General features: G+C 60.8%; 17 protein-coding genes. 11 read left to right on the forward strand and 6 right to left on the reverse strand.

Annotation, left to right across the window (positions count from 1 at the left end; all coding sequences use genetic code 11):
- Positions 1–4: 4 nt before the first annotated feature.
- The 4 genes from def to HMPREF0326_RS03505 all read left to right on the forward strand — a co-directional run bounded on the left by def (position 5) and on the right by HMPREF0326_RS03505 (position 4033).
- The gene (gene def / locus HMPREF0326_RS03490; protein WP_008682933.1) at positions 5–523 is read left to right on the forward strand and encodes a peptide deformylase; all 519 of its coding nucleotides are present in this window, start codon (positions 5–7) and stop codon (positions 521–523) included.
- The gene (gene fmt, locus HMPREF0326_RS03495; RefSeq protein ID WP_008682934.1) at positions 496–1488 is read left to right on the forward strand and encodes a methionyl-tRNA formyltransferase; all 993 of its coding nucleotides are present in this window, start codon (positions 496–498) and stop codon (positions 1486–1488) included. Before def ends, fmt begins: the two co-directional genes overlap by 28 nt.
- 320 nt (positions 1489–1808) lie before the next feature.
- Positions 1809–2642, forward strand: coding sequence for a DUF116 domain-containing protein (locus tag HMPREF0326_RS03500; protein ID WP_020990207.1), 834 nt, complete (start codon positions 1809–1811; stop codon positions 2640–2642).
- Positions 2639–4033, forward strand: a complete 1395-nt coding sequence (locus HMPREF0326_RS03505; protein WP_008682936.1) for a transcription antitermination factor NusB — start codon at positions 2639–2641, stop codon at positions 4031–4033. Before HMPREF0326_RS03500 ends, HMPREF0326_RS03505 begins: the two co-directional genes overlap by 4 nt.
- Before the next feature lie 199 nt (positions 4034–4232).
- Here the strand turns inward: HMPREF0326_RS03505 and HMPREF0326_RS03510 are convergent, their stop codons facing one another.
- A complete protein-coding gene (locus HMPREF0326_RS03510; protein WP_008682938.1) occupies positions 4233–5159 on the reverse strand; it encodes a ParB/RepB/Spo0J family partition protein in 927 nt (308 codons plus the stop codon).
- Between the two features lie 120 nt (positions 5160–5279).
- On the opposite strand from HMPREF0326_RS03510, the gene HMPREF0326_RS03515 reads away from it, so the two are divergent.
- A complete protein-coding gene (locus HMPREF0326_RS03515; RefSeq protein ID WP_008682939.1) occupies positions 5280–5684 on the forward strand; it encodes a hypothetical protein in 405 nt (134 codons plus the stop codon).
- A 15-nt stretch (positions 5685–5699) separates the two neighbouring features.
- Here HMPREF0326_RS03515 and HMPREF0326_RS03520 read toward each other — a convergent pair whose 3' ends face one another.
- The gene (locus HMPREF0326_RS03520; protein WP_008682940.1) at positions 5700–6488 is read right to left on the reverse strand and encodes a ParA family protein; all 789 of its coding nucleotides are present in this window, start codon (positions 6486–6488) and stop codon (positions 5700–5702) included.
- A 321-nt stretch (positions 6489–6809) separates the two neighbouring features.
- Here HMPREF0326_RS03520 and HMPREF0326_RS03525 point away from each other — a divergent pair, with 321 nt between their 5' ends.
- The 3 genes from HMPREF0326_RS03525 to HMPREF0326_RS03535 all read left to right on the forward strand — a co-directional run bounded on the left by HMPREF0326_RS03525 (position 6810) and on the right by HMPREF0326_RS03535 (position 9149).
- Complete coding sequence (locus HMPREF0326_RS03525) at positions 6810–7211, forward strand: response regulator (protein WP_008682941.1); 402 nt, start codon at positions 6810–6812, stop codon at positions 7209–7211.
- Between the two features lie 662 nt (positions 7212–7873).
- Positions 7874–8686, forward strand: a complete 813-nt coding sequence (locus HMPREF0326_RS03530) for a DsbA family protein (RefSeq protein ID WP_008682942.1) — start codon at positions 7874–7876, stop codon at positions 8684–8686.
- Between the two features lies 1 nt (position 8687).
- Entirely contained in the window at positions 8688–9149 is a 462-nt protein-coding gene (locus HMPREF0326_RS03535) for a GNAT family N-acetyltransferase (protein WP_008682943.1), read from the forward strand.
- Positions 9150–9298: 149 nt separating this feature from the next.
- On the opposite strand, the gene HMPREF0326_RS03540 is transcribed toward HMPREF0326_RS03535, so the two are convergent.
- The 4 genes from HMPREF0326_RS03540 to HMPREF0326_RS03555 form a co-directional block, all read right to left on the reverse strand.
- Complete coding sequence (locus HMPREF0326_RS03540; protein WP_008682944.1) at positions 9299–9889, reverse strand: MerR family transcriptional regulator; 591 nt, start codon at positions 9887–9889, stop codon at positions 9299–9301.
- Positions 9890–10304: 415 nt separating this feature from the next.
- Positions 10305–10667, reverse strand: a complete 363-nt coding sequence (locus tag HMPREF0326_RS03545) for a C40 family peptidase (protein ID WP_232224905.1) — start codon at positions 10665–10667, stop codon at positions 10305–10307.
- Positions 10668–11034: 367 nt separating this feature from the next.
- The gene (locus HMPREF0326_RS03550) at positions 11035–12606 is read right to left on the reverse strand and encodes an ammonia-forming cytochrome c nitrite reductase subunit c552 (protein ID WP_008682947.1); all 1572 of its coding nucleotides are present in this window, start codon (positions 12604–12606) and stop codon (positions 11035–11037) included.
- Complete coding sequence (locus tag HMPREF0326_RS03555) at positions 12599–13066, reverse strand: NapC/NirT family cytochrome c (protein ID WP_008682949.1); 468 nt, start codon at positions 13064–13066, stop codon at positions 12599–12601. Before HMPREF0326_RS03555 ends, HMPREF0326_RS03550 begins: the two co-directional genes overlap by 8 nt.
- A 238-nt stretch (positions 13067–13304) precedes the next feature.
- On the opposite strand from HMPREF0326_RS03555, the gene HMPREF0326_RS03560 reads away from it, so the two are divergent.
- From HMPREF0326_RS03560 to HMPREF0326_RS03570, 3 genes are all read left to right on the forward strand, one after another.
- On the forward strand, positions 13305–15683 hold the full coding sequence (locus HMPREF0326_RS03560; protein ID WP_008682951.1) for an ATP-binding protein: 2379 nt from the start codon (positions 13305–13307) through the stop codon (positions 15681–15683).
- Positions 15683–17125: a sigma-54-dependent transcriptional regulator gene (locus HMPREF0326_RS03565; protein ID WP_008682953.1), complete on the forward strand. Its 1443-nt coding sequence runs from the start codon at positions 15683–15685 to the stop codon at positions 17123–17125. Before HMPREF0326_RS03560 ends, HMPREF0326_RS03565 begins: the two co-directional genes overlap by 1 nt.
- Before the next feature lie 136 nt (positions 17126–17261).
- Complete coding sequence (locus HMPREF0326_RS03570; protein ID WP_008682954.1) at positions 17262–17519, forward strand: hypothetical protein; 258 nt, start codon at positions 17262–17264, stop codon at positions 17517–17519.
- Positions 17520–17554: the final 35 nt, after the last annotated feature.

A 17554-nucleotide genomic window follows, 5' to 3' on the forward strand; every position in this document is an offset into this window, starting at 1 on the left:
CCCCATGATTCTTGATATTGTGACCTATCCTGATCCGCGTCTGAAGCAGCCCTGCGAGCCCGTGACGGAAGTGACCGACGAGATCCGCAAACTGGCCGCCGACATGCTGGAAACCATGTATGCCGCGCCCGGCGTGGGCCTGGCCGCGCCGCAGGTGGGCCGCAATATCCGCATGCTGGTCATGGACCCGGCGGGCAAGGATGAGGACAAGCAGCCGCGCGTCTTGATCAATCCCGTGCTGGAACTCTCCGGCGAGGACGTGGTCAGCGAGCAGGAGGGCTGCCTGTCCGTGCCGTTGAACTATCGCGCGGACGTGCCCCGCAAAAGCCGCGTTCTGCTCAAAGCCACGGATCTGGACGGCAACGGCATTGAGGAAGATCTGACGGACTTCCCGGCTATCATTATCCAGCATGAGGCCGACCATCTGGACGGCATCCTGTTCATCGACAAGATCAGCCGCTTGCGGCGCACGCTCTATGACAGCAAGGTAAAGAAATGGCTCAAGCGCAAAAATGCCGGTTAGTCTTCATGGGCACGCCGGATTTTGCGGCGGTGATTCTCAAAGAACTTGCGCAATGGCCGCGGGGTGAAGTCGTTGCGGTGTATACCCGGCCGGACAAACCCGCCGGGCGCGGCCATAAACTGACGCCCTCACCGGTCAAGCGAGTGGCCCAGGAGCTGGACCTGCCAGTCCTGCAACCGGGAAGCCTGAAAAATGTCGCGACCCAGGCCGAGCTGGCAGCTCTGCAACCGGATGTGCTGGTTGTGGCCGCCTATGGCCTGATTCTGCCGGACGCAGTACTGGCCGCGCCGCGCCTGGCGCCGCTCAACGTGCATGCCTCCCTTTTGCCGCGTTATCGCGGGGCCGCGCCCATTCAGCGGGCCATCATGGAAAACTGGGGCCCGGACGCGCAAAGCGGAATTTCCATCATGCGGGTTGCCAGCCGCCTGGATGCGGGTCCGGTCTATGCGGACGCGGCCCTGCCCATTGCTGAGCACACGGCGGGCAGCCTGCATGACGCACTGGCCCGTCTGGGCGCGGATCTGCTGATCCGCGTGCTGGATGACCTGCTGGACGGCCGGGCGGAGGCCCGTGAGCAGGATGAATCTCGTGCCGGTTATGCGGCCAAGATCGGCAAGGAGGACGGGTTCATTGACTGGAACCGTCCGGCGGCGCAAGTGCATGCCCACATTCGGGGCGTGACGCCCTGGCCCGGCGCGCGTGTCATCTTCGCCTTTGCGGGAGAGGCTGAACCGTTGCCGCTGCTGCTTGCGCCCGGCCGGGTGGGAGAGCCCGCGGACGGCGCGCGGCCCGGTGAACTGCGGCATGATGCCGACGGCTTGAGCGTAGCTTGCGCCGATTGCTGGTATCGCTTGCTTCAGGTGCGCCCGCAAGGCCGTAAGGACATGCTGGTGCGTGATTTCATCAACGGGCGCTTGCGCGACCTGCCTGAGGGCATCTGCGGCAGGGCCTTGCCTCCGGTCTAGAGTATTTTGCGCTTGAAATTATCGCTTATCGGCGAAATAAATTCGCCTTGCGATAATTTCGGGATAGGGATTTTCACGGAAAATCCCCACAGGGCGTTAAGATATTTTCAATATCAAAACGCTCTGATATTTCCACTGTTCGGCCCCACGCTGATGTGTATTTCCGTGCTGATTCTAAGGCCGTATTTTTTATTTTGCGGCCCGTGCTCCATCCTGATGCCGCGCGTCGGTCAGAAGTCCCTTTCTGCGCTGTTTCGGCCCCATATGTTTTTGATCCTCCCTGTTTGGTTTTTCTTCCGCTTCCGACAGCGAGGCCCCACATGTTTCTGCGCAAATCCCCCCATTCTTTGCCGCCCGAGCAATACGGCGGCGGTCGCAAACGGATCTTCATCGGCCTGATGCTGGCCTCCTGCGTTCTGCTCTGCCTGGTGCTCTGCTTTTTTCTGATTCTGCCCTGGTCCGGTCTGGGCGCCGGTCTGCACTGGCTGCCCTTGCTCAGCATGACGGTGGGCGTGCTGGGCATCGCGGTGCTGGCCTGGATGTGTCTGACCCTGATTTTTCATATTTATACCGGCCTGCCGCTGCCGGGCGTGCGCGGCGTGCGGCATGTGATCATCCGCTTATTTTTTCCGCTCATGGAATTGCTGGCCAAGGCCGTGGGCATGGACCGCAACAAGGTGCGGCGTTCTTTCGTCAAGGTAAACAACGAACTGGTGCTGGTGGACCGCAAGCCCGTGGTCCCGAGCGAGTTATTGCTGCTTTTGCCGCATTGCGTGCAGAGCAGCGCCTGTCCGCGCCGCCTGACCCACAAGCTGGATAATTGCGTGCGTTGCGGCCAATGCCCGGTGGGCAGTCTGCTGGCCCTGCGCGACCGCTACGGCATCCAACTGGCTATTGCCACCGGCGGCACCATCGCCCGCCGCATTGTGGTCCAGACCCGGCCGCGCTGCATTGTGGCCGTGGCTTGTGAACGGGATCTGACCTCCGGCATTCAGGACAGTTATCCTTTGCCGGTGTTCGGCGTGCTCAACCAGCGCCCCTGCGGCCCCTGCCTGGATACGCTCGTGCCTCTGGGCGCGTTGGAAGAGGCCATCCGTCTTTTTCTGGGCTGTTCCGCATCCTCTGAACCTTTGCATGCCGGGAGGCGGGCGTGAGCGGGCGTTCATCTTTCTTGCGGTCCTTGAAGAAATTGCCGCGTAACGGCCGCACGGCCGCCTTGCACGCGCTTTTGTTGGCGGATTCCGGACTCAGCGCCCAGGAGGCGCTTGCCGACGCCCTGTCAGGGCCGTTGGGGGAGGGCGGCAAGGCTGTTGCAGTCCTGCCCCAACAGGAACGGCATTTGTGTTCTGAACTGGTCTACGGCTGTTTGCGCGCGGAAATCCGTATTGCGTATCTTTTGGGCCGGGTGTTGCCCAAACCGGAGCGCTTGCCGCTTCCCTTGCGGCACATCCTTGAGCTGGCGGTCTATGCCCTGCTGTTTCAGGAGCGGGTGCCGGATCATGCGGCTGTACACAGCGCGGTGGCGCAGGCGGAACGCTTGTTCGGCCGCTCTCTCGCGCGGGTGACCAACGGCGCGTTGCGCTCCATTCAGCGTTTCGGCACGGCGGTGGATACGCGGGAATTTTATGTTGTGGGCAAAGAAGGCGCGCTTGCGGACGAGTGGGGCGGCTTGTGCCGTTATTACAGCTTGCCGCGATGGCTTGGGGATCTCTGGCATGACGCCTACGGCCGCGAGGCCGCGTTGTGCCTGATGCGGCGTTCTTTCGCCCGGCCCTGGAGCGGTGTGCGGGTCAATGCCCGGCACGAGGCCGCTGAAGAATTGCTCGCGGGCTTGCGGCATTGCGCAAAGGAAGGCTGCGGTGAGGCTGTGGGGCGCTGGGGCGTGGCTTTTGCGCCGGGCGAACTGCCCGCTCACGTTCTGGGGCAGAGCCTGAGCCTGTGGCGTGCGAGCGGGGCGCTTTCCTTACAGTCAGCGGGTTCGCAACTGGCGGTACAGGCTCTGGAACTTGACTGTTGGGATGCTCCGGTCTGGGACGCCTGCGCCGGCTTCGGCGGCAAGAGTTTTGCCCTGTTGGAGCAGGGCATTGACGTAACCTTGTGTACGGACCGCTCCTGGTCCCGCCTACGTCATTTGCCCGGCGTGTGCCGGGAGTTGCATCTGCCGCGCCCGGCTGTCTGTCTGGCGGATGCCTGTGCGCCGCCGCTGAGGGGCTGGAACGGGCATATCCTTCTGGACGCCCCGTGCAGCGGCCTGGGCGTGCTGGCACGGCGGCCGGATATTCGCAAGGACTCCCGGCGGACTCCGGCGGACCTCAAACAACTTGCGGCCTTGCAGGATCGTATGCTGCTCAGGCTCAGCGCCTTGCTGCAACAAGGCCGCGAGTTGGCCTACATCACCTGTACCTTGAATCCCACGGAAAATGAACTGGCCGTGGCCCGCCTGCTGGCGGCGCGGTCTGAGCTTATGCTGTTGCGTCAGTGGCAGACCCCGCATGGGCATCCTTGGGTGGAAGGAATGTACGGAGCTGTTCTACGCCGACGTTAAGCGTTGTTGGGCTACTTTGCGGCAATCGGCAGCGGTGAGACCGGCAGAAAAAAGCCGTCGCCAAGTGCGACGGCTTTTTAACCTCTCAAACCCTGCACCGCCCGGCTGCTGCGAAAGCGGTAGCTGTGCGGATACTGACGAGCAATGCTGAAACGAGGTTTATCGCTGCCGGCGCTGTCCTTGTCTTGTACTGTCGGCATCACGCTTCCGGCAGGGCCACGCCCAGACGCGCCAGGAGGCTTTGCAGCTCCTCGGCGCTCCCGTAAGCCAGGGTGATCTTGCCGGTCTGCTCGTTGCCGCTGACCAGAGCTTTACACTCCAGGGCCTTGCTGAGATTTTGCTGCAACTTGCGGATTTGCGGACTTTTTTTACGGGTTGCGCGAGCGGGCGGTTCTTTTTGGGCTTCGGCGTCGGCCTGTCCGCTCTCAGGCTCCCAGGGAAAAATTTTGTTTTCCCGCCAGAAGGCGGCGGCTTCCTCAGCGTCGCGCACGGTCAGTGTGTGGCTGATGATGCGCAGGCGCAGGGCCTCGGTCGCCTCGACAGCATTCACGCCCAGAAGGCAGCGGGCGTGCCCGGCGCTGAGTCGTCCGGCGCGCAGATCTTCCTGTGCGGCGGGGCTCAATTGCAGGAGGCGCAGAGCGTTGGCAATGGCCGGGCGGCTTTTGCCCAACCGGGCGGCCAGTTCCTCCTGGGTCAGTTCCAGCGCTTCGCGTAAACCTTGCAGGGCCAGAGCCTCTTCAATGGGGTTGAGGTCTTCGCGTTGCAGGTTTTCAATCAGGGCGGCGGCCATAACTTCTTTGTCGCTCAAGGCGCGCACAAAGACAGGCACCTGCGACAGCCCGGCCAGGCGCGCGGCGCGCCAGCGGCGTTCGCCGGCCACGATTTGATAGGTGGCATTGTCGGCCATCGGTCGCACCAGCAGCGGCTGGATGATGCCTTGAGTTTTGATGGAATCGGCCAGCTCACGCAGGCTTTCAGGATCAAAATGCCGGCGCGGCTGGTCCGGATTCGGCCGCAGGACAGTTATCGGCAGCATACTGACGTCGCCGCTCTGTTCGCGCAGTGGCTCGGAGCCGCCGAAAAGCGCATCCAGGCCCCGGCCCAGTCCTTTGCTTGCGTTACTCATGTTTTCTCCTTGTTCAGGCTCTGCCCGCGCCTTGACAAGCGCCCCCGGCGCGCGGCACCCTGATTCCGCGCACGGCTTTTCGCCGCATTGCGCGAATTTCAGTCAGCTGAAGGAACTCGTATGTCTGATTCATTGCCGTTGTTATATCTTACCGATGCCGAAGATCGCGTCCAGGCTGTGCAGATTCCCTGGGATCTCTGGCAGAAAATCGAACCCTTGGCCCGCCCCGTGCTGCGGGCCGTTTCTGCCCCGGCCGCCGCTGAACCTGTGAAAGAGGCGATTTCGGCCTTTGAGGAATTTTTGCAGTTCTGGGACTTCCGCTATCCTTACAATCCGGCGGTGAGTTGCCCGCATTGCGGCGCGTCCACGCAAGATTGGCGCGAAGATCCGGAACACCCGTTCTGGCTGACCAATGCGAATGTGGGCGGCCTGTTGGTTTTCCATTGTCGGGCGTGCGGCACGACCATCCGGCAAAAACATTTTCGTGACCACGTGGCGTTGGAGCATACCTCACCCAAAGCGTAATGCGGCGTCTACGGCTTATTGCAGCACCGTGCTTTTTTTGGACGGCCGACGCAGTACCACTTCTTTGGCAAGGCCGAGATATGCCTCGGCTCCCTTGGATTTGATGTCGTAGTGAATGATGGACTTGCCGTGGCTGGGCGCTTCCGAAAGGCGTACGTTGCGCGGAATCACGGTTTCAAACAAATGATCCGGGAAGCAGCGGCGTACTTCGTTTTTGACTTCGCGGGTGAGCCGGTTCCGAGTGTCGTACATGGTCAGCACCACGCCGAGCAGGGCCAGTTCGGGGTTGAGCCGTTTTTTGACCTGCTCGTAGGTCTGGAGCAATTTGACGATGCCTTCCAGAGCGAAAAATTCGCATTGCAGGGGAATCAGCAATTCCCTTGCCGCGCATAGGGCGTTAAGCGTCAGCAGGCCCAAAGACGGGGGGCAGTCCAGGACGATATATTCGTAATCGTCATTGACCCGCTTAAGGCATTCATCCAGGTAGAATTCGCGGGCCATTTTGTCCACCAGTTCCAATTCCACCGCCACAAGATTGGTGCTGGCCGGTAAAATATCCAGAAAGGGAGTGCGACTTTTGGCAATGCTTTGATGTACATTGTCCGGCGAGTAAAATGTACTGTATAAATCACCGGTGAGTTCTTCCTGGCTCAAGCCGAGGCCGCTGGTGCTGTTGGCCTGTGGGTCGCAATCCACCAGCAACACTTTTTTTTCCATGACGGCCAAGGCCGCGGAAAGATTGATGGCAGTAGTGGTTTTGCCCACGCCGCCTTTTTGATTGGCAATGGAAATAATGCGCGCCATACGCTGACCTCCGCTTCCTGTCCTTGGCCTGGCTGATGTTTTGCTTGTCGCGGTGTAGAAAAGTCGGTGACCTTATAAGTGGCCTGAACGTTTCACATGAAACATTTGATGGAAAACGCGCCGTAAGGCGCCGTCTGTCTGTTTGTAAAAGAGGCGCGTATGGGCGTCAAGGCGTAAACAAGATCTGCGCGGTCCAATGCCGCGTCAGGGCCTGTCGTTGCTGGAAAATTTTTTGCCGCAGCCGCATCTTGCCGGGTGAGTGCATTCTGGGTAAGGATACCAGGATGCCGCACGCGGTGGCGTATTTGACCGGGAGAGTATATGTGCCTGACTCATATTTTGCTGGTGGACGATGAAGAGGATGTTACCCGCATTCTGGCAAAGCGCTTGGAAAAACGCGGATATGCCTGTGCCAGAGCCGCTAATGGGCGCGAGGCGCTGGACGCTATGGAAGGGGAATTTTTCCCCATTGTGATCATGGATGTAAAAATGCCGGTGCTGGACGGCATGGGCGCATTGCAGCAGATGACCACGCGTTGGCCCAAGACGCAGATCATCCTGCTTTCGGGTCACGCCGACATGCAATTGGCAGTGCAGGCCATGAGCCAGGGGGCTTTCGGCTATTTGATGAAGCCGGTGGACTTTGATGAACTGCTCTTCAAAATTGAAGATGCCGCCACCCAGACCCGGCTGGAATCGGACAATGAGGCTGCGCGGTCCTGAAAGAGGTTGCGGCAGCGCGGGCGGCCGTAAGTGGATAGAAGGGCAGCCACAGCCACGTCGTTTGTCGACATGAATTGCGGTAAGGTATGGCGGCATTCTTGCATTGGGAAAATTTCGTTGCTGGAGCAATTCACGATTGGAATGAGTGAATTACTCTGGTGGCCGCGTGAGCGGAACCCGCGCCCAAGTGCAAGGGAAAACCGCGTTTTTTCCGCTGCACGCAGGCGGCGTGACGCTTGAAATGTGTAACATTTCAAGCGTAAAATGCTCTAAAAAAATTCTGCCTCCCGGAAAGTGCCGTTTTGGATTGCGGCATGCGCCCGTAAGGGATAAACGGATATCCATTGCAACCTGCACCGCAAGGATTTGCAGACAAATCATTGCCGTGAAATGCAAGTCGGCAGCCTTTGCTCGCCGTAAACGAGCATTTCACGTGTCAACGACTCTAGAGCAATTTCAAGGTGGAATTGCTCTGGTGGCTGCGTAAGCAGACGCCTGCCACGAAGGCGTAAGCGCAGTTTATTTGCGCGGTGGCCTCGCCCGTTAGTGAGTCTTCGAGCTTTACGGGCGAGGACAGCAGAGCTAAGCGCCGGAGTGAGCGTCTTAAAAACTTTGAGAATGTGCATTCTCAAAGTTGAAATGCTCTAAAAGATGAGGTTTTCATGCGCATTACCCACAAAATTCTTTTTGTTCCCGCCCTGCTGTTGGGATTGGCGGGCATGTTTCTGGCAGGCGGGGAAGCCCGTGCGGCCGCCAGCCAGGTGACGGAAGATAATCTGCCGCAATTGCTGGAAAAAGCCTTGCGTGAACATCCGGATATCGTGCTGGATGTGTTGCGTCGCAACAGTGAGGCCGTACTGGATATCGCCCAGCAGGGTTCCAACATGCGGCGCAAACACAATCTGGAAGTCCAGTGGCGCGAGGATATGAAAACCCCCAAGAGCGTGCGTCTGGAGGGGCGTCCTGTGCTGGGTTCGCCCAAGGCCAAGGTGCGTATCGTGGCCTTTTCCGACTTCACCTGCCATTTCTGCCAGCAGGCTTCCAAAACCGTGGACGCGCTCTTGCAGGAGTACGGCAAGGACGTCAGCCTGGTCTTCAAGAATTTGCCGCTGGATGAAAAGGGCCCCGGCGGGCAGGCGGCGGCCTATTTTGTCGCCGTTTCGCAGCAGAGCGAGGAGAAGGCCTGGAAGTTCTACAAAGCCCTGTTCGCCGACCGGGACCGTCTGGTGACCGAGGGTGAGGATTTTCTGAAAAAGACCGCCCAGGGGCTGGATGTGGACATGAAAAAACTTGGCCGTGACGTGCGCGGCAAGAAGGTCAGCGATATTCTCGCTGAAGACCAGCAGGACGCGCAGAAGCTGGGCGTGGAGGGTACCCCGTACTTCCTGGTCAATAATATGGTGGTGCGCGGGGCCCTGCCCCTGGATCTGTTCAAGGGCGCCGTGGACATGGCCCTTAAGCAGAACAACAAGTAAAGTGCGCATTGTCAGGGCAGAGCGCCCGGATCTGGAAGAAATTCTGCGTTTGCAGTATCTGGCTTATCAGAGCGAAGCGCGCCTGCTGAACAACTTCAGCATTCCGCCGTTGCGCGAGAACCTTGAGGATCTGGTTCGCCAGTTTGAGGCGGGCATGGTGTTTCTTAAGGCTGTGGATACGGACGGCGACTTGGTGGGCTCGGTCCGCGCCCGCGCGGCGCAGGGCACGGCGTATGTGGGCAAACTGATGGTGCATCCGCAACATCAGGGCAAAGGCCTGGGAACGCGCCTTCTGGCTGCCCTGGAGTCCGCCATGGGCTCCATAGTTCCACAAGCGCGCTACGAACTGTTCACCAGTACGCAAAGCCTGCGCAATTTACGCCTGTATGAGCGGGCGGGCTACCGCCCGTTTCGGGAGGAAGAGCCGGAACCCGGCCTGCGGTTGGTTTTTCTGGAAAAATAGAGCCGGGCAAATAACATCATGCCCGCATTGCGGTTGAATCTACCGGAAAGGCGCATCCAACGATGCGCCTTTCCCTTACGGTTGCCCGGCCGCCCATTACCGGCGCATATCCCGGTTTACGAATGCTTTCAGGAAAAACATTTCGGGCCTCACGCCGGAGCCGCATCCTTGCCGCGACTGCGGATAACCTTGGTCATCCATTCGCGCAGCTGGTCCAGGTCCGCCTGCTGGTTTTTTTCCGAGGCATGCAGCAGTACGCGCAGATTTTCCACATCCTTGCGCAGTTGCTGATTTTCTTGCGTCGTTTCAGGCAACATTATGCCGGGCTGCGGCAGGTGTTCAATAACCAGATGGATAAGCTGGGCAATACCCTCCAAGGCCAGTGTTTGGCGTTCCAGCAACTGCAGGGCCGCTGCGGGCAGAAGTTCCGCAACCGGATGCTCCGCTTGCGTCAGGCAGGGCTCTGGCTTGGAAACGGCAAGCGCATTGCGAGGGAAGCGGGCCAGCAGGGCATTTTCCACTGAGGCCGCCGTGCGCGACTTCCGCATCTGCTCCAGGATGGCGGCAATGACCTCCAGGGTTTCCGGGCGGTAGCGCCGCCTGCGGCCCTCGCCGACGCTGGGGATAAAAGCCGCAAAGCGTTTGCAGTAATAGCGGGTGGTGGATTCCGGCAAAGAAAAATGGCGGGAGATGTCCGCAATACTCAAAAGGCCTTCTGTCGGGGATGCCGTGCGCGTCATGACGCCTCCTGCTGGCTTTCCGCAGCATTGCTGTCGCTGCCGTCACAAAAAAAAGCCGTTCCCGCCATACCGCCGGGCCGGGCCATCCGCGGATCAAGGGCAGGTCTGAAGAAAGTCTTTGTGCTTGCGGATCTGGCGGATGGCGATTGGGGAGGGCAGACCGCAAATAAAGATTTGCCGACCTCTTTTCAGGGTTACTTCAAACAATCTATAATAGCAAGCTGCGCTCTTGCGCAAGAAGACCCCGCGCCACCATGGCGCGGGGTCTTCTGTCAGAGCGGTTCAGGCATGAAATGCGACGACTGCACCGCAAGGGTTTGCAGACAAACCCTTGCCGCGAATTGCGAGCAGGCGGGCTTTGCTCTCCGCAAAAGAGCATTTCAAGTGTCACATGTCATGATCATTGCGTTACGGTTCAGCGAACGACCCGGCGTACGGAAATCAATTTGCTGCGCCAGTAGGGGATGTTCATGCTCTCCATGCGTACCCGCTCGCCACGGCGCGGGCTGTGGATAAAGGAGTCGTCCCCGGCGTAGATGCCGGTATGCAGGCCGCGCGGGCTCTGCCCGGTGCGGAAAACCACAATATCGCCGGGCCGGGCCAAGCTTTTTGGCACGGACTGGCCAGCCCGGGCCTGGTCAACCGTAACTCGGGGCACGCTCATGCCGTTCTGTCGATAAGCCCACCAGATCAGACCGGAACAGTCAAAGCCTTTTTGCGGCGAAGCGCCGCCCAGGCGATATTGTTTGCCCATCTGGCTGTAGGCGGTGTGAACCACTTTTTGCGCTTTGACCGGTGCCGGTCCGTTATCCGCGGGGCGAAACATGCCGCAGCCGGATAAAAGCAGTGCCAAAAGCGGTCCGAGAACGCAAGCACGCCAGAAACGTTTCTGTTTATTGTGTTCGCTGTCCATAAACTGTCTCAACAATATATAGAGATTTTTTTACATTGTGTTAGAAAGTTATCGCACGGTTTCCTACTGCTCTTTTCGGCACATCGCGCGAAAACTTAAGTGTTATACGCGATACATGTAAGCGCAGATAAAGTCAAAAAGGAAAATACGAAGATATACCTATCATTGGACGAAAAAAGCCCCCGCGATGCGGGGGCTTTTCATCTCATGCGGCTTTATTGCGCCAAAGGGCCTACTTGCCGGAGTTCAGGCGTTCCTGGCCGTCCCACGCAGCGTCCGTCTTGGGCAGCACGGGCAGCAACTGGAGCCAGGGATTGGTCTTGAGGTATTCGGGGTCCTGCTGCAGCTTGCGGCTCATTTCCAGAATGGGCGGCACGATCTTCTTGATGTCGCCGGCCAGAGCCGGAGCGATGCCGTAATTGGTGGCTTGGCTGGCCAGATCCACGGCCTTCTGGCTGCATTCCATGGACGTCATCAGGGTATCCAGGGCCTTGGCCGGGTTGTGGAAGCCCACACTGTTTTCAGCGGAAACGTAATCCCAGAACAGTTGGCCCTTGCGGACCATCTCACGGGCTTCGGTCATCAGCGCGTCATAGTCGGGGGCGCGTTCGCCGCTGTAGTTGTTGGCCAAGCGCACGGCTTCGTGGGCCTTGACCGACATGTCCTGGGCCTTGAGCAACTGGTCGAAGGTCTTCTTCTGGGTGTAGATGACCCGCTCGCGCAGATATTCAGGCGTCTTGTCGGCATGGCACTGGCGGCAGGCCCGCATTTCCTTGTCCTTCAGGGGCGAAGTCATCCAGTGGCTGGACATCTTCTTGCCGTCCATGCGCTGGTAAGGCATGTGGCAATCCGCGCAGGCCACACCGGCCGCGCCGTGCGGGCCGTCCTGGAAGGTCTCGAAGTCGGGGTGCTGCATCTTGATCAGAGGCACCTTGGAGGCGGCGTGCACCCAGTCGGAGAAGGGGCCGGGCTTGCCGTCGGCGTCCTTTTTGCCGTGGCCCTTGTAATACTGGTACATGTCTTCGGGATTAAAGCCGTTGTCCCAGGGGAAGACCGGGCGCATGGCTGGGCCGTTGTCCGGATGGGTGAAGTAGTATTCCACATGGCACTGGGCGCAGACAAGGGTGCGCTTTTCGTTGCGCGAGATATTGTTCCAGTCCTTGCCGGTCTTCTTCAGCCAATCCTTGAGCGGTTCGGAATAGAGCCGCAGTTCCATGGTCTTGGGATCGTGGCAGGTGGAACAGGAAATGCTCTCTTCCTTGGCATCGATCATGTCCTTGCCGCGAAATTCGTTGACGTCCTTGGACCAGAAGGAATCGCCGTACTGCTTGATCCAGTTCATCATCTTGGGCGTCTTGCAGTTCCAGCAGGTGGCGGGCATCTTGCCCTTGCCGTCCGCGCCCCAGCGGTTCAGGCGGTCGATATGGACAAAATCCTCCACCGCATGGGTGTGGCCACGGGCTTCGTTGTATTCATACATGAAGCCGTAGCCCAGCCAGAGATTTTTTAGGTAGGGCTGGGCATGCTTGAAGCCCTTGGGCAGGGGATCGACGTTGTCGTTCTTGTGATACGGCACGGAACCCTTGTACTCGGTCATCACCTCGGACTCGTTGTTTTTCTGGTACGAGGCGTACTGATCCGGAAAATCAGCCTTGAATGCCGACATGCGGGTTTCGTCGTCCTTGATGTTGGTCTTGTAGGCGGGGGCCTTCAATTCCGTCGAAACATCATTGCAGCCGCTGAGCAGCGCCGCTCCCAACAGCGCCGAAACGGCCAGAGCCATAGTGCGGATATGCTTATTCATATGCTACCGTCCTTGTGCTGATGGGCTTGTGGCGCATATGGGCCACATTGCGGTGGCAGTCGACGCAATAAGGCTTGGCGTTCATACTGGCCACGTTGACGTTAGTTTGGGCGTGACAGGCCTTGCAGTTTTCATTGACCACGTCGCGCGTGGTCACACTGGCCGGATACGGCACGTCCTTGCCCGACAGATTGCCCATGAAGTCACTCAGGCCCGCTTGCGCCTTGAACGGCAGCTTGGCCAGCAGATTGTGCGGGGCGTGGCATTCATTACAGGAACGGTCGGCGTGCGTACCCAGCTTGTGGGTCACTGCCGCCTCCTGCATGATGTGACAACTGGCGCAGAACGGACGCTGATCCGTTGCCGTCATGGCATAGGCCAGCACTCCGACAAGCACCACGCCCACCGCAACGCCGCCCAACAACCATTTGAGCCAGGGTCCATTGCGGGGTGTTCCCATAGAAGCCTCCTTCACTCACTCCAACAACTTGCCGTCCCTATGACGGCGTTATCTTCTTTGTGAATCAAAAAACATGCCAAGCCAAGATAAAAAATGAGAAAAAATTAATCCTGAAAAGACCGGCAGTTTGAGATGAAATTATAATGGTTATCAATAGCGGGGTTGTTTTGTTCAGAAAAAAAAGACAAAAAATCAGAAAAAGCTGACAACAAGGCCTTTCTTACCCCCTGGAGAAAACATGGCGCATACCTTTGCCGGGCGCTGGTTCCGGGTCCTCTGGCTGCCTGTCCTGGCCGGTCTGCTCTGGCTGGGTTTGACTCTGGGGCTCTACAGTCGCGCCGCGCGCGTTGATGAGGAGCATCGCCTGGAGCTGGAACGCATCCGCCTCTCCACTGTGGCCCGGCAACTCTTGGACGCGCGCAACTGGAACGCGGCGCACGGGGGGGTCTATGTGCCGGAGAGCGATCTCGGCAGGCCCAATCCCTGGCTGCCGCCCCATGAGCGGACCCTGAAAACCGCCGACGGGCGGACCCTGGTGCTGATGAATCCCGCCTACATGAGCCGCCAGCTGGCCGAGCGCACTTCCTGGCCGGGCATCAGCATTTCAATTATCGGGCGCAGGCCGCTGCGGCCTGAAAATCAATCCGACACCTGGGAAGGCGAGGCCCTCATCGAATGCACGGAGGGCCGCCAGGAAATTTTCAGCCCGCCGGATGAGAACGGGCAGGGCCGCCTGCGTCTGCTCACCGTGCTGGTGGCGCAACAGAGCTGCCTGCGCTGCCACGCGGACAGCAGGGTGGGGGAAGTGCTCGGCGGCATCAGCGTCAGCCAGGATGCCGGGCCGTATCTGCACAACGCCGCGAAGCAGGAAGGCAACATGCGCCTGCTGTATGCCCTGTTGGGGGTGACGGGCGTACTGGCTATCGGCGGCCTGACCCTCAATCTGACCCGGCGGCGCTGGCAGGCCGAGGAAACCAGCCGCATGAAAAGCGCTTTCATGGCCCGCCTGAGCCATGACATGCGCACGCCGCTCACCGCCATCCTGGGCATGAGCGACTTGCTGCAACGGGGCGACGGCGCCGCGCCGGACAAGAAGCGCGCTCTGCGTTACCTGGTTCAGGCGGGTGGAGCGCTTTTGGAAATGGTCAGCGACATCACGGACCACGCGGCCCTGGAACAGGGTACGCTGGCCTTGCATGAGGGCGCCTTCAGCCTGCGGGCCGCGCTTTCGCAATGCCTTGAGCTGTATCGCCCGGCCGCCGCGTCCAAGGGCCTCCGGCTGGAACTGGGCGTGCCTTCCCCCGTGCCGGATAATCTTTACGGCGACGCCTTTCGCTTGCGCCAGGCTCTGGGCAATCTTGTCAGCAATGCGCTCAAATTTACCGAGCAGGGCGGCGTGCGGCTGGAGGTGGAAGCGGAAAGCGCGCGCACGGGGCGCCTTCTGCTGCGACTGCGCGTGCGGGACAGCGGGCCGGGCCTGCAGCCGGGAGAACTGGAACGGATCTTCGAGAGTTTTCAGCGCGGTTCGCACGCGGGCTGTCAGCCGGGCACCGGCCTGGGCCTGAACATTGCCCGGACCATAGCCCGGCGCATGGGCGGCGATGTGCGGGTCAGTTCCCAACCGGGGCAGGGCTCGTGCTTTACCCTGGAAGTGCTTGTACGCACGGATTGGGGCAGCGCAAGGCCGTGCCCCCCCGCGGATGCGGACCGAAACGCCGTGCCCGAAAGCGGCGCCGCGGGCAGGGGAGCCTTGGAAGGCCGTCGGATTCTGGCCGCCGAGGACAATCCGGCCAGCCGCTATTTCCTGGAACAGGCCTTGCGCCGGGAGGGCGCGCGGGCCGTGGTGACCGCTGACGGCGAAGCCACCCTGGCCGCCCTGGGTGAAGAGGAATGGGACGTGGTGCTGCTGGACGCGCGCATGCCCGGTCCCGACGGCCTGGACGTGCTGGAACGCATCCGGCAGGGCCGGACCGGAGCGCCTGCGGGGCAATGTGTGGTCCTGTACACGGCGGCGCTGGACGCCGAAGCGCAAGAACGCTGCCGTGGGTTGCGGCCCGACGATATATTGTTCAAACCGGTCAGTTTCGCGCTGCTGCGGCAGCGCCTGGCGGCCCAGCCGGCAGCGCGGGGCAACGGAGCAACGTTGGCGCAGGAAGACACGAGCATGCCGGAAAAAAACATCTCTGCCAGCCTGGAAAAGGCCATTGCCGGAGACGGCCGGGAAAATACGGACGATATTGAATTGCCGCCCTGGGACCGGGAAGCCGCTCTGGCGGCCATGGACGGGGACGCGGCAATCTTTGCGCATTTGCTTGCGGTCTTGCGTGATGATCTGGGAAATATGCTGGACCAACTGGTGGAAGCCGTGACGGCGGGGGATCGGAAGAACATCCGTCGGCTGGCCCATGCCTGCAAGAATTCGGCGGGCACCATGCGCCTGATGCGCCTGCACGGCGCAGCCGCCCTGACGGAAAAAGCGGAAGACGCGGCACTGGACGCAAGGGCAGGGAAACTAGAACGGGCCATGCGTGAGGCCCTGGCGCTGCTGGAGGCCGTTGACGGTGGCAGCGGGTCAGAGACGGAAACGCGGACCGCGGAGACAGGGAGGAAGGCATAATGGCGCGTATTCTGGTGGTAGATGATGAAGCCCTGATGCGCACCATGGTGGAAGTGGTCTGTACGCGCATGGGGCATGAGGCCGTGTGCGCCTCTTCCATCAAGGAAGGCCTTGCTCTGGGCCGCCAAGGCGTGGACGTGGTGCTGCTGGACGCCTGGCTGCCGGACGGCAACGGCCTGGAATTTCAAAGGGAGTTTGCCAATCTGCCTGAAGAGCCGGACATCGTGATCATTACCGGCCACGGCGACGGCGACGCGGCGGAAGCGGCCTTGCGCTCCGGAGCCTGGGAGTTTCTGACCAAGCCCCTGCAGATCCGCGACATCGAACAATGCCTGCGGCACATTCTGGCGTTCCGCCAGGGCCGCAAGCCGGGCCCGGCCTCCCTCAAAGTGGACAGCGGACACATTCTGGGCTCCGGACCGGGCATGACTCAGGCCCTCAAACTGCTGGCCCAGGCCGCCCAAAGCGAAGTCAACGTGCTGATTCTGGGCGAAACCGGCGTGGGCAAGGAACTATTCGCCAAAGCCCTGTTCCGCAACAGCGGGCGCGCCGCTCAGCCTTTCGTGACCGTGGACTGTGCCTCCCTGCCGGAAACCCTGGTGGAAAGCCACCTCTTCGGTCACAGCCGGGGGGCCTTCACCGGCGCGGAGCGCGCCCGTGAGGGACTTTTGCTGGCCGCGCACAAGGGCACGCTTTTTCTGGATGAAGTGGGGGACCTGCCCCTGGTCATGCAGGGCGCGTTTCTGCGCGCCCTGGAGCTGCGCCGCTTCCGCCCTGTTGGCGAAGTGCACGAGGTGGACAGCGACTTCCGCCTGGTGGCGGCCACCAACCGTGATCTGGAGGGAATGGCGCGCACCGGCCAGTTCCGGGGCGATCTGCTCTACCGTCTTCAGGGCATTACCATTGTGATCCCGCCGCTGCGCGAGCGGCGCGACGAAATCCCGGGCCTGGCCCGCCAGGCCGTCACCGCCTTCTGCCTGCGCAACGATTTGCCGGAAAAGGCCCTGGCCGAGCCGGTGCTGGACATGCTGATGGAATATCCCTGGCCCGGCAACGTGCGGGAGCTGATCCACGCCCTGGAGCGGGCCTGCCTTGCCGCCGGGGAGGGGGATCTGATCCTGCCCGGGCATCTGCCCACCCAGATGCGGGTGGCCGTGGCCCGGCACCGGGTAAGCCGTGGCCGGGAGCAAAGCCCGGAGCCCGTGCCGCCCCCGGCACGGACGCTGCCCGTGGCCCATGTGGAAGACGGCCGCGCCGGGACAGCCGCAATCGCGGGTGGCAGCGGCGATCTGCCCAGCCTGAGGGAGTGGAAATCCCGCGCCGAAGAGGAATATGTGCGCCGGGTCATGACCGTGAGCGCAGGCGACGCGCGCCGGGCCGCAGGCGTGGCCGGCATCTCGCGCGGGCACTGGTATGAGCTGGTCAAAAAATACCATCCCTGAACGGGAAGAGGGCAGGCGCGCCCAGAGGAAAAATGGCCGTCAGGCCGCGCCGGGCGCTGGTTTGCGGCACTCTCTTGCCTCATGCCGCAAAAGGCGCTATAGGCCAAAAAAAAGCTTGCAGAGGCTATGTCAGAGCATGAATAAGAGCCCCGTTACCGTTAAAGGCTATGTCACGGCTGTACCGCGTTCTGTGGATGAGCGCCAGGCCAGGGTGGCCGTGGTGCAGGATGATGTGGAATACCGCGTGATGCCGCGCGGGGCCGGGATGGATCTGGCCGGTGAGGTCAGCGTGCCCGTGGAAGTCACCGGCTTGGTGGAAGAGGGGGACGGCGTGTTCTACCTCACTGTGCGCGGCTACAAGGTTCTGGAAGACGATTCCTGGCTTGAGGAATAGCGCGCTTTCGCATTGACGGCCCGGAAGGGCCTCGG

The sequence above is a fragment of the Desulfovibrio sp. 3_1_syn3 genome (assembly GCF_000145315.2).
Lineage (GTDB): Bacteria > Desulfobacterota > Desulfovibrionia > Desulfovibrionales > Desulfovibrionaceae > Desulfovibrio > Desulfovibrio fairfieldensis.